The sequence below is a fragment of the Marinomonas sp. UCMA 3892 genome (assembly GCF_012726345.1).
Classification (GTDB): Bacteria; Pseudomonadota; Gammaproteobacteria; order Pseudomonadales; family Marinomonadaceae; genus Marinomonas.
On sequence record NZ_PTXN01000001.1, the window covers coordinates 13,140 to 25,752 of the forward strand.

General features: G+C 42.1%; 9 protein-coding genes. 6 read left to right on the plus strand and 3 right to left on the minus strand.

The features are described 5' to 3' along the window. The first annotated feature begins 2 nt into the window (after positions 1-2). Positions 3-1,223 (plus strand): serine/threonine transporter SstT, encoded by a 1,221-nt coding sequence (gene sstT / locus B6N13_RS00080; RefSeq protein ID WP_169458066.1) that lies wholly within the window; start codon positions 3-5, stop codon positions 1,221-1,223. 94 nt (positions 1,224-1,317) lie between these two features. Here the strand turns inward: sstT and B6N13_RS00085 are convergent, their stop codons facing one another. Continuing rightward, positions 1,318-2,967 (minus strand): methyl-accepting chemotaxis protein, encoded by a 1,650-nt coding sequence (locus tag B6N13_RS00085; RefSeq protein ID WP_211172718.1) that lies wholly within the window; start codon positions 2,965-2,967, stop codon positions 1,318-1,320. Positions 2,968-3,187: 220 nt separating this feature from the next. Between B6N13_RS00085 and B6N13_RS00090 the strand changes: the two genes are divergently transcribed. Then, on the plus strand, positions 3,188-4,426 hold the full coding sequence (locus tag B6N13_RS00090) for an MFS transporter (protein WP_169458067.1): 1,239 nt from the start codon (positions 3,188-3,190) through the stop codon (positions 4,424-4,426). A gap of 127 nt (positions 4,427-4,553) precedes the next feature. Then, positions 4,554-5,072, plus strand: coding sequence for an ACT domain-containing protein (locus B6N13_RS00095; protein ID WP_011978165.1), 519 nt, complete (start codon positions 4,554-4,556; stop codon positions 5,070-5,072). A 29-nt stretch (positions 5,073-5,101) separates the two neighbouring features. Here B6N13_RS00095 and B6N13_RS00100 read toward each other — a convergent pair whose 3' ends face one another. Beyond that, on the minus strand, positions 5,102-6,001 hold the full coding sequence (locus B6N13_RS00100) for a LysR family transcriptional regulator (RefSeq protein ID WP_011978166.1): 900 nt from the start codon (positions 5,999-6,001) through the stop codon (positions 5,102-5,104). Between the two features lie 98 nt (positions 6,002-6,099). On the opposite strand from B6N13_RS00100, the gene B6N13_RS00105 reads away from it, so the two are divergent. After that, positions 6,100-7,041 (plus strand): DMT family transporter, encoded by a 942-nt coding sequence (locus B6N13_RS00105; RefSeq protein WP_169458068.1) that lies wholly within the window; start codon positions 6,100-6,102, stop codon positions 7,039-7,041. Between the two features lie 29 nt (positions 7,042-7,070). Here the strand turns inward: B6N13_RS00105 and B6N13_RS00110 are convergent, their stop codons facing one another. Continuing rightward, positions 7,071-8,633 (minus strand): cryptochrome/photolyase family protein, encoded by a 1,563-nt coding sequence (locus B6N13_RS00110; protein WP_169458069.1) that lies wholly within the window; start codon positions 8,631-8,633, stop codon positions 7,071-7,073. 390 nt (positions 8,634-9,023) lie between these two features. On the opposite strand from B6N13_RS00110, the gene B6N13_RS00115 reads away from it, so the two are divergent. After that, the gene (locus B6N13_RS00115) at positions 9,024-10,568 is read left to right on the plus strand and encodes a PAS domain-containing methyl-accepting chemotaxis protein (protein WP_169458070.1); all 1,545 of its coding nucleotides are present in this window, start codon (positions 9,024-9,026) and stop codon (positions 10,566-10,568) included. A 30-nt stretch (positions 10,569-10,598) separates the two neighbouring features. Further along, positions 10,599-12,605 carry an EAL domain-containing protein gene (locus tag B6N13_RS00120; protein ID WP_169458071.1) on the plus strand — a complete coding sequence of 669 codons (2,007 nt, stop codon included), beginning with the start codon at positions 10,599-10,601 and terminating at the stop codon, positions 12,603-12,605. Positions 12,606-12,613: the final 8 nt, after the last annotated feature.

Sequence of the window (12,613 nt, forward strand, 5' to 3'; positions counted from 1 at the left end):
TAATGACGTTAGATCATAAACCATCATTACTACAGCGTTATTTGCGCGGTAGCTTAGTACTACAAATTGCTATCGGTATTATCTGTGGTGTCGTATTGGCATACATTTCACCTAACACCGCTCTATCGGCTAGTTTGCTTGGTGATTTTTTTGTTAAAGCGCTAAAAGCTATTGCTCCGATTTTGGTGTTTTTATTGGTAATGGCATCTATTGCTAATCATAAGCAGGCTCAACAAAGTCATATTCGTCCGGTACTTGTCCTTTATTTTTTTGGCACCTTTGTTGCGGCATTAACGGCGGTGGTATTTAGTTTTGTCTTTCCTACCCAGTTAAACCTAGTCTCACCAGATTTGAGCCAGAGCGCGCCTCAAGGCATTGGCGAAGTCTTGCATACATTAGTATTTAAAATGGTTGATAACCCCGTCAATGCCCTTGTTCAGGGAAATTATGTAGGCATATTGACTTGGGCTATTGGCTTTGGATTGGGGTTGCGTCATGCCTCCGAAGCTACAAAAGCATTGCTGCAGCATTTGGCGACCAGTGTGACAAGTATTGTGTCGGTAATTATTCGCTTGGCGCCGTTTGGTATCTTTGGTTTGGTTGCCAGCACCATAGCTGCGACAGGTTTTGATGCCCTGTTTGGCTATTCACACCTGTTAGCTGTGTTGATTGGTGCTATGTTGTTTATTGCTTTTGTTACCAATCCATTATTGGTGTTCTGGAAGATTCGTCGTAACCCCTATCCATTGGTCTTTAAATGTTTAAAAGAGAGTGGCGTGACGGCATTTTTTACGCGTAGCTCTGCAGCTAACATTCCGGTCAACTTAGATCTGTGTAAGCGTTTAGACTTGGATGAAGATACCTATTCTGTGTCTATTCCATTAGGCGCGACCATTAATATGGCTGGCGCTGCGATTACCATTACGGTTTTAACTTTAGCGGCTGTACATACCTTGGGTATTTCATTGGATTTTGGTACAGCGTTATTGCTTAGTGTGATAGCGGCTGTGTCTGCATGTGGCGCATCGGGCGTGGCTGGAGGTTCATTATTATTGATCCCATTGGCGTGTAGCTTATTTAATATTCCCAATGAGATTGCGATGCAGGTTGTTGCTGTCGGTTTCATTATCGGCGTATTGCAGGACTCCGCTGAGACTGCGCTGAATAGTTCGACGGATGTACTGTTTACCGCAGCTGCTTGTCTTTCGAATGACAAGAACTAGTCAGCTAAAGATAAGTATAAAGCAGTAATAGAAAGGGAGGCGGTTTGCCTCCCTTTCTTATTTCTATGATTTTCTTGTCAATTAGCTGTTTGTTTTAAAGCTTAAACTGGGTAACCAATTTATCAAGTTGAACCGACAGTTTTTGCAAGTTAGTACTTGATGCTGTCAGTTCATCAGCTATCTCAGAAGTTTCTGTTGTTAGCAGGTTAATCTCTTCGACGTTTTTGCTCATGTCATTTACCACAAGCGATTGTTCTTCTGTGGCGGTAGCAACCTGTATGTTCATATCGCTAATCTGACCAATATGCTTGGTGATTTGTTCAAGCGAGCTGTTTGCTTCGTTTGCTTGATCAACTACTGTAGTGCTTTGGTCTTGTCCTGATTGAATGGTCGCGACAGTTTTTGCTGATTGCTCTTGTAGCTTATCGATCATTTTTTGAATTTCATCGGTGGAAGCGGCAGAGCGGCTTGCAAGGTTACGAACTTCATCGGCAACTACTGCAAATCCTCGACCTTGTTCGCCTGCACGAGCTGCTTCAATGGCTGCGTTTAAGGCTAACAAGTTAGTTTGTTCAGAGATACTACGAATAGTGTCTAGGATGCTACCAATCGAATCTGTCTGCGTTGCTAATGAACCGATATCTGAACTGATGTGCTGTATTTCTGTAGATAACGTTGTCACGCCTTGGCGGGCACGTGCAACCAAACCTGCACCTTGATGAGCTTGTTTGTCGGCTTCTTGGGCAGCTCTTGCTGCTTGAGATGCATTTTCTGCGATATTTTCTACTGTAGCCCCCATTTCATGAATTGCCGTGGCAATCTGAGTAGTACGATCGCGCTCATTTAGACAATTTGTGTGTGTAGCCTTTGCTTTTGCTGCGACATCATTTGCGGTGTGAGCAAGCTGACGTGAGTTCTCGGCTACATTTTCGATGGCGGTACGTACTTTGGTAATAAACTGGTTAAAGTGCTGAGCAATGTCGCTCAGTTCATCTTTGCCATCTAGTTTCATTACGGTGCCAAGATCAAGTTTGTCACTGGCACTTGAAATGTGTTGCTGAAGGTAAGAAACACGGCTATTAAGACGGCGTAATATGAGCCAAGCTAAGATAATGGAAGCCGATAATGCTATGATGATTAAGGTAATCATGTTGTTGCGACTGTTTTCGTAATTGACTTGGCTTTGAGCATAGCCTTGCTGACCTTGTTCAAGTAAGTCATCAAGTATTTTATTGACGGCTTTACGCATTACACCATAGCTGTCCGCGTATTTTGTTTTGTATATTTCTTGAGCTGTGGTTAGGTCATTGTTTTCTATTGCCGTTAGCATTGGTGCTAGCTCATCACTTTTGACTTTAGTAAATATATCTATGACCTTTTGTACTTCTGCGCGCATTTTTGGGTTAACTTGAGAGTCCAGGGCTTGTTTGAGAGCCATATCCATCTCAGGAATATCCTCTGCGCGGGTTTCTTTTACGCGAGTGAGTGCGCCTCGTTTATCCTGCATGGCTGGGATTTCTTGCAGCAAAATAATATCGATACCAACACGCATGCGTGGAATACGTGAAGCAACTTCCGCAAGGGATCTCATTGGTGCGCTGGTGTTTTGGGCAAGCTGTTTTGTTTGCTCTTGCACGCTAGAAAGGCCGCGTAACCCCGCCCAACTGACAAGCAAGAGTACAAGGCAGGGTAGTGCGATCACGGATATAAATTGTGTTTTTAGAGACATTTTGTTGAAGATCACGATGTATTACCTGCTGATTATTTTTTGAATGTGAAATTACTGTGAAACTTTAAATCTTCTGTCGTTTTACAGGATAGGATGTGCTTCGTTAATTGTACAAGAAAGTATCTTTAATAAATGTTTTTACTCTCTGTTATTAGTTTGTCTTATGTTATATCCAATAAATGACACTTTTTAAGTGATAAAAGGATATTTCGTTGAATAGTCAAAGGAGTTTGAATTGAGCAGTACATTTCGGTCTCTATCCAATCCGAATTATCGGCTTTGGTTTGGTGGTGCGGCGATTTCGAATATTGGTGCTTGGTTGCAACGTACTGCTCAGGACTGGATCGTCATTGCTGAGTTGTCGGATAAAAATGCTTCGGCGGTTGGTTTGGTGGTCTTTTTACAATTTGCCCCGCAAATTCTTTTATTGCCGCTTACTGGTTGGACGGCAGACCGTATGGATCGACGTAAGTTACTCTTTATTACTCAATCCTTAATGGCGCTATTGGCTTTAGTGCTGGGCGTGTTGGTTCTGAGTGGACAAGTGGTGTTGTGGCAAGTTTGTGTTTGTGCGTTTGCTTTGGGTTGTGTTGCTGCATTTGATGCGCCTGCGCGCCACGCCTTTGTGTCTGATATTGTCAGTGAAAAAGAATTATCAAACGCGGTGGGGTTAAACTCGGTGGCGTTTAACTCGGCTCGTTTGGTTGGGCCTGCGATTGCTGGGATATTGATCGCGTTGATCGGTAGCGGTTGGGTATTTATGATCAATGTGTTGTCTTTTATTCCGTTATTAATTGCCCTGCATAAATTTAAAACACGCCTGCCAGCGGTTGTTGCTGATAACAGCAAAGCAGCGCCTGATATGGCGAAATTTTTTGATGGTTTTCGTTATATTTGGCAGCATCGAGAAATGGCTGTCATATTGGTAATGTCTTTCTTGATTTGTAGCTTAGGGATGAATTTCTCTGTGTATCTATCGGCGATGACGGTGCATGTATTTCAAGGCCACGCGGATCAATATGGTTTCTTAATTTCAATGATGGCAATTGGTTCTATTTCTGGTGCCATGGTGACAGCGAGCCGTCGCTCTTCGCCGTCATTTCGCTTTATGATTTATGTGGCAGCCATGTTCGCAGTTAGCTGCTTTTTGGTTGCTATTAGTACGTCGTTTTGGGCGTTTGCTGCGTTGCTTATTTTCCTTGGGCTCAGTTTGCAGTTGTTTACCACTTCTACTGCGTCTTATATGCAGGTTACAACGGAAAAACGTTATCGTGGCCGAGTAATGGCTGTGGTCTTAGCTACTGCATTGGGAAGTACCGCATTAGGTGCGCCTTTAGTTGGATGGATTGCAGACGTATTTGGTGCCCGATGGGCGATTGGCATGGGCAGTATTTCGGGTATTATCGCGGCCTCGTTAGGTTTTTGGTTTTTGCGTCGACAGGCTCAAACAGAGTTGAAAAACAAAATGCTTTAGTTCAGCGTGAATAACTTAAATAAATTGCAGTCGTCTATAGTGATTATTTAGTGTACTTTTTATGGATAGCATCGCATGAAGTGATTCACCCTTTTGCATAATTCTAAAAATATTGATGGAGAAAGCCATGTCACAGCATCTTGTACTGAGTTTTATCGGAGACGACCGCCCAGGTCTTGTTGAAAGGTTATCCGATACTATCGCTCGCCATCATGGTAATTGGTTGGAAAGCCGTATGGCGCATCTAGCCGATAAATTTGCCGGAATTTTGACTGTAACTGTTCCGTTGGAACATCAAGAAGCTCTAGTTAACGCATTACGTAATTTCGAACAACTTGGTCTGCATGTCACGGTAGAAATGGCAAAACAGAGCATGATGGAAGGATCAACTTTGTCGTTGTCTGTTGTTGGCAATGATCGTCCCGGCATTGTCAAAGAAGTATCTCAAGTGTTGCATTCCTTGATGGTTAACGTCAAAGAACTCACTACCACTTGCGAACCTGCGCCGATGAGTTCCGATATGCTGTTTAAAACCGACATGGTGTTGGCTGTGCCGAAAGATCTACCTTTATCAGAATTGGAAGCTGCACTAGAAAAAATTAGTAGTGATTTAATGGTGGAACTATCCGTTAATCAGTTTGCCTAGTAGCTTAATTTATATACATTTTCGTTGGTCTAGAGCGGTTTTTCGTTAAACCGCTTGATCATAAAGTCGATTAACAAGCGTAACCGAAAGGGCATGTTATCTCTGTCACGATAGAGCATTTGGCAACCGCGAGGTTGGTTGCTCCACTCAGGTAAAACTTGTTGAAGCTCTCCCGAATCGATCAATGGCTGCGCATGATAATCAGGCATAAAACCGATACCTAAGCCATCTTGTATGGCGCGCGTAAGTAAGCTGATGTCGTCTACTTTTAGGCGAATATTATGGTTTGGTTTATGGGTTTGCATCTCTCCAGAGATCGTGTGTTGCAGCTTCCAGGTGGACATGGGCGAGCACAAAACAGTAGGAAAACCTTCCAAATCACAAGGCGTTTTTAGGCTAGACATGTCTAAACGGACAGAACCACAAATAACAAAGCGAATGTTCGTTAAGTGCCTGCCAATCCAATGATCTGCATTATGGTCACCGACACGAAACGCGATGTCGATGGCTTCTTCTTCAATATCAATGTTTTGATTGGAAAGTCGCAAATCCAAATGGATGTCAGGGTATTCGATCAAAAAAGCATTAAAATGCTGAGCTAAAACTTGCACGCCAAAATTCACCGGCGCAGAAATTCTAATCGTGCCTTTGGCTTGAGTTTTGTCCTGCAGAAGACAGACTGCCACGTCATTTAATTCTTCAAATAGGGGTAAACTTCTTTCGTAATATCTTTGTCCTGTATGAGTTAGTTGGACTCTGTGGGCGTCACGGTTTAGCAATCGTATCGCCAAGTCCTCTTCTAATTTAGCGACTCGTCGACTCAATGTAGAAAGAGGAATCTCCAATGCCGTCGAAGCTTGTTTAAAACTGCCGTATTGGGCAACAGCACAAAAACAACGCATATCATCTAGTGAATAGTTAAATTTCATATTTGGGATCTATTGTCTCAATTTTGTCTATTTATTCCGTATTTAAAATCTATACACTGCGCCTTATATTTTCAAGTTTTCTTTTAATGGAGAAAGATATGAACCGTTCGGCGAGTACTAATGCCGTATTACTATTGTTGCTATGCACGTTTTTCTGGGGAGCGTGTTTTCCTGTGGGTAAGCATGCGTTGGGAGAAGTGCACGCGCTGACTTTGGTCATTTGGCGTTTTGCCATTGCTGCTGTTTGTTTGTTTATTTATGCCAAGTGGAAAAACATGCCAATGCCTAGCTTAACGGCAAAACAATGGGCGTGGGCTATTAGCGTTTCTATCATTGGTGTTGGTGGATTAAACCTGGGTTTGTTTACTGGTTTGGCGCAAACAGATGCCAGCAATGGCGCCTTGATCATGGCGCTTAGTCCATTGGCCACCTCTTTGATTGGCTCTTTGTTGCAACGTAAACTGCCAGCTCGCGGCGCGGTTTTTAGTTTGGTGGTTTGTTTATCCGGTGTGTTGCTGGTGTTAACCAATGGCGAGCTAAAACGCTTGTTGGGTTTTGAGTTTAACCACGGCGATCAAATGATCTTTCTGGGTATGTTGTGCTGGAGCCTTTATACCTATTTAACACAAGGCGTGAGCCGCTGGATGCCGATGATTCCTTATACTTTGGTAGGTATGCTCTCGGGGCTAGGAGTGATCTCTTTAGTCACGACGTTTAGTGCTGAGGTTCATCCCTTGCAAGAAAGTTTGGTGATCAGTGGTTATGTGTTGGGTGACTTATTATTCATCGGTGTGTTTGGTACAGTTGGTGGTTACTTGTTGTGGATTTCAGGTGTGAAGCAGCTTGGTGCCGCGAATGCTTCTTTGTTCTTCAATTTTGTGCCTGTTTTTGCGGCGTTGACGGCATTTGCGTACGGTCAAACCGTGACAAGCTTGCAACTGTTAGGCGTGGCGATTGTGATTGCCGGTTTGTTGCTGCCAAGAATCGTAAAATGGCAGCAACAGCGTTTTAATCGACAAGAAGCTGCGTCGACTAATTAAACGTCTAATCAGAAAGTAAAAAATAGAAATTAGAGCGCTTCAATGTTTTCTAAACACCATTCAGCCCTTTCTAAGACGGCTCGCTTTTGCGCGTCGTCTTGTTTATCCCAGTTACCATAAATCATGCCGATGCGATGATTCTTCGCAAGACGTTCTCGATGCTTTACCATAAAGTGCCAATATAGACTGTTTAGCGGGCAAGACTCCGCGCTGGTTTTCTCTTTTACCTTGTAATGGCAATCACCGCAGTAATCGCTCATTTTCTGCATATAGCTGCCGCTCGCCGCATAGGGTTTGGAGGCAATCCAGCCACCATCAGCAAATTGACTCATGCCTCGGGTATTGGGCAATTCCACCCATTCCAACGCATCCACGTAAATGCCTAAATACCATTTGTCGACTTGCTGCGGCTGGATTTCGGTTAACAAACAAAAGTTGCCTGTCACCATCAGACGTTGAATATGATGAGCATAAGCATAATCAAGAGATTGCCCAATGGCGCTAGCGATGCACTTCATTTTGGTTTGTCCATTCCAGAAATATCTGGGTAAAGCTCGTTCGGCGTTTAGGGCATTTTGTTGTTGATAATCCGGCATATTGATCCAATACATGCCGCGTACATATTCACGCCAGCCAAGTATCTGCCGCACGAAACCTTCGATTTGGGCGATGTCGATATTATCATTTTCTTGATAAGCCGAAACAGCGGCTTTTATCACATGCTTTGGGCTGATCAATTTGGCGTTGAGTGCAAAAGACAAACGTGAATGGTACAAGCTCCAGCTGTGTGGTGTTTGGTTTGTCATCGCATCTTGGAAACGGCCAAAATTTGGCAGCAAATGCTCGCAGAAAAAGGTGAGTAAATTCAGCGCATCTCGGCTGGTGACAGGCCAAAGTAAACTGGATTCTGCTTTGCCAAGGGAAGGAATATTGTGACGTTGGATGCGTTCAAGCAAATGCGTCACATCATGCTGAAAACACAAAGGTGTTGGTATATCTGCTAGATCTTGCGCTTTGAGCTTATTACGATTAGCTAGATCGTAGTTCCATTGACCACCTTCAGGTTCTCTTTCATCAGCCATCAATATATTAAACCGCTGGCGCATTTTACGGTAAAAATGCTCCATACGAACGGTACTTTTGGCCTGAAAAAAGTTCGGGATTTCGTTAAAGGGTAGTAAGAAGTGCTCGCTATCGACCATGCTAAATTTCGGCTTTGAGTCACTAACGATCAACTGATGATATTGCTGTAAAATGCGGTATTCATCTGGACGTTGTAGTTCTACATGGTCAATATTATGTAGCTTGGTGAGGCTTAAAATTACTTCTTCTAGGCTCTGATTGTGAGTGTCATCCAAAGTGAGGTAACACACGTCATGGCCGTTTTCTTTTAAGGCACTAGCAAAGCGTTCCATCGCGAGGAAAAACGCACAGAGCTTTTGAATGTGATGTGTGACATAAGTGGCTTCTGGGTGCAGTTCTGCGATCAGATACAGAACACCTTGATCTTGTGCTTTAAACCAAGAGTGAGCGGCGTTTAATTGATCGCCAAGGACGACACGAAGTGTGTGATAAGTTTTGGTAATCGTCATTAGTCATTTCTTCTGCGTTGTTTTATTTACGGTTATTACGTATGTGATTGCTGTTTGGTTTAGCGCTTTGCAGATCCTTCGCCATAGAAACCTTAGTCGATATTATGGTGCGCGTAACATTAAGCGTGAAATGTATCGATTTGTAATCAAACGATGCTCTTAAAATTGTTGTACATAAAACAACAATTAAAACAATGATAGTTGTTTGTATTTGTGTGTGATAAAAAATGATCTATGTCAATAAAACGGATTTTTTCTTCTGATTTTCTTTGTTTTTTTGTTAATGACTATATAGTGCAACTTACTAATATAAGCCAGAATAATGACACTATTTTGGCGAGGTTATAACTTAAAAATAAGCAAAATAGTTGAGAGAAAATGAGAAAAAACTTGCCTGTTACAAACACAGAAAGAACTTTTTCGGAAGGTGTGAAACTCATTTCCGTGACGGATATGAAAGGAAAAATAGTAGATTGTAATAGTGCTTTTGTTGAAATTAGTGGTTTCCGTAAAGACGAATTGGTTGGTCAACCTCATAACCTTGTTCGACATCCAGATATGCCTCCAGCAGCGTTTGCCGTAATGTGGGCCCAGCTGAGTGTAGGTTTGCCATGGATGGGCTTGGTAAAGAATCGTTGTAAAAATGGAGACTTTTATTGGGTAGACGCTTACGTCATGCCCATTACTGAAAATGGTAAAACGATAGGTTATGAATCCGTACGTACGTGCCCCAATCGAATAGATGTAAAACGAGCAGAATCGCTATATCGACGTATAAATGAAAATAAGTCGAGCCTCACTTCTGGAACAGTGTTCAATCTAGAAAATGTCACGCTGCTTTTGGCGGGAATACTTATTGGTCTGACGTTGTTATTTTGCTCATTCGAATACGCAGTATTTTTATTTGCCGTTCTTATGTCCATTTATGTTGTGATATTAAAATGGCAGCAAGGAACATTCTTAAATTATTTACAGCATAAGCTTGGTAACGCTGCATTTAAACATCCCCTTGCAACGGCGACTTATACAAGTCAAACCTCTTATATAGGCGATATTTCCGTAGGAATTAAAAGCTTACATTCTCGCTTAGGAACGATTTTAACTCTCATCGAAAACGGTGCTGCAGATGTAGAAAAAGAAATGAATGCATCCCATAAATCTATTTCAAGCACCAAAGTAAAAATACTTAATCAGCAGTCAGAAACGGACTTAATTGCAACATCAATGACAGAAATGTCTGCAACCATCCAGGAAGTTTCGCAGAACATTACTGAAACCGCAGATTTTGTGGGCAAAGTATCTGAGATCACCAAAAATGCAGCTTTCGCAGGTAATGAAGCTAAGTTATCAATCGAGAAGTTAAATGCAACAGTAGTGAGCATTGGAGAATCGGTAAACCGTGTATCCTCTCTGGCGGAAAAAATCTCGGTCTCGACCAATATGATCGATCAAATTGCCGAACAGACGAATTTGTTAGCACTAAATGCAACCATTGAAGCCGCAAGGGCGGGTGAACACGGTCGTGGTTTTGCCGTGGTTGCCGATGAGGTTCGTCACTTAGCATCAAAAACACAGACATTAACTCAAGAAATAGACAAAGCCATTGAAGGCTTATTGAATGGCGTAAAAGCCACCTCAAAGGTAGCCGAAGAGGGCGTTCTTCTCTCTCGCGAAAGCTTAAACAGAGTTGAATTTGAAGATAAGTTGGTGAAAGAAGTAAACCTTGTTGTCGGTGAAATTGCAGATCGCTCATTGCAAATGGCTGCAGTAACTCAGCAGCAGAGTATCGTGATTGAAGAAACAACTTATCAAGTATATAACATCGCAAAAATCGGACATGAAAATACACAAGAAATGGAAGTGACTGAAGCGTCTATTTCACGTTCTACCGAATCTACTAAAGCATTATACGAATTGGTTAAAAGGTTCAAATAACACATTATGGCTATCAACAAGGAAAGTTCTTTGTATAAAGCTCTGTTTGAAGCTGCGGCCGACGGGATCATTATTATTAATGCTCGAGGAATTATTCAATCTTTTTCACCTTCAGCAGAGAGGTTATTCGGCTATTCAGAGATTGAGGTGTTTGGCAAGAATGTTTCGATTTTGATGCCGAAAAGTGAAGGAGATAAACACGATGGCTATTTACGCCATTACTTAGATACTGGTAGCGCCTCTATTATTGGTAAAGGTCGAGAAGTGACTGCAATGAGAAAGAGTGGCCAACTTTTTCAAATGCATTTATCTATAGGACGTGCTGAGACAGCAGAAGGTGAGCCTTTTTTTGTGGGTATTTGCCATGACTTATCTATGTATCAAAACGTGGTGGAGCAATTGGAACGAGTCGATATTCGATATCGGAATGTCTTTGATTCAGAAGGCCTTTTTATTGTTCGTGTTACCCTAGATGGTGCCATTATTTTATCTAATAAATCCTTCACGCAACAATTTCGCGACGCTACTATTACAGCTGATGACTTTATAGATAGTGTGGCTGGGTCTTCGGCTAAAGACGCTAAACTATTGTTCTCGTTGTCTGAAAGTGGCTTTAAAAATGAAATAAAAATGTCCCTGATGATGAAAGGTATATCGTCCCATATAGAAGTAGAATGGCGCTTTAAATTAGTAAAAGACAATATCGGTTGCCATATCCAAGGGGTGGGAATTGATGTGTCTGAAAAAGTCGTAGCCGCCAATGAAGCTTTTTTCCTAAGAAACTTCGACCCTATTACTAAGCTCCCGCAACTAGACTATGTGAAACAGTTATTTGACGGCAATCAGGCTGAAAATACTCTGTTCTGTTTTATGACATTTGAACTGACGGACTTTGATCGAATTCGTAAGCTTAATGGTGAAGTGCTAGCCAATAAAATGCTGGAAGAGCTTGCTCGCTCACTAGAAACCAACATTGGCTACCTACATTGCGCTCGTCTTCAAGCTAGTCGCTTTCTGATGGTTTTTGATATTGATGTCGCTGGTAATATTGAACAACAGACAAAAGACAAAGCCATTGCGTTACAAGCAGAACTGCAACGTACTATTGGTGAAATTAGTTCCGAAATTCGTATAGGCAGTGCTTATCACAACAGGGCAAAAAGCACTTTTAACGAAACTGTTGAATATGCATTGATGGCGATAGAGTACTCTCGTCAAAATATGCTCTTTGTATCCTGTTATAACGATTCAATTCATCAAGCAGCAGATCGTAAGAAAGGCCTACAAAAAGCGCTCATTGAAGCGATTAGAAATGCCGAAATAGATGTGTATTTCCAGCCGAAAATTGAGCTTAAACGAAATCGCGTTTTTGGATATGAAGCGTTAATGCGTTGGTTTAGTAGCGACTACGGTTTCGTTTCACCATGGGAAGTGATCGAAACTGCGCAAGAGTTGAATCTACCGCTCGAATTAGATAAATGTCTGATGGATAAAACCATGTCGATTGTTAAAGCCAATCCATCGATATTTAATACCGATACACCAGTGGCGATTAATATCTCTGCGAAAAGCTTTGGTGTGAAGCGAGTCATCGATGCTTTGATTGATAACATAAACTCTCAGAACATTGACCCTAGATCTATTGAGGTCGAGGTGACAGAAGATGCCTTGTTGACTATTGGTGATCAGGTGAAATCAAACGCCAATGCACTCAGAGCGGCGGGTGTGAAAATTTGCTTGGATGACTTTGGTACGGGCTATTCTGCTTTGAGTTATTTAGGGAAGTTACCATTAGATAACTTAAAAATCGACCGCAGTTTTGTGATCGAATCGAAAGAAAAAAGTGGACGATTAATGTTGGAAGCGATTGTATCCATTGCAAAGTCATTCCATTTAACGGTCACGGCTGAAGGTATTGAAACGTCAGAACAGCAAGCATTTCTAGCAAAGATTGGTTGTGAATACGCTCAGGGCTTTTATTACTCAAAAGCCATTCCGGTTCAGGACATTCCACAATGGATAGCGTCTTATCAATAAACGTAATT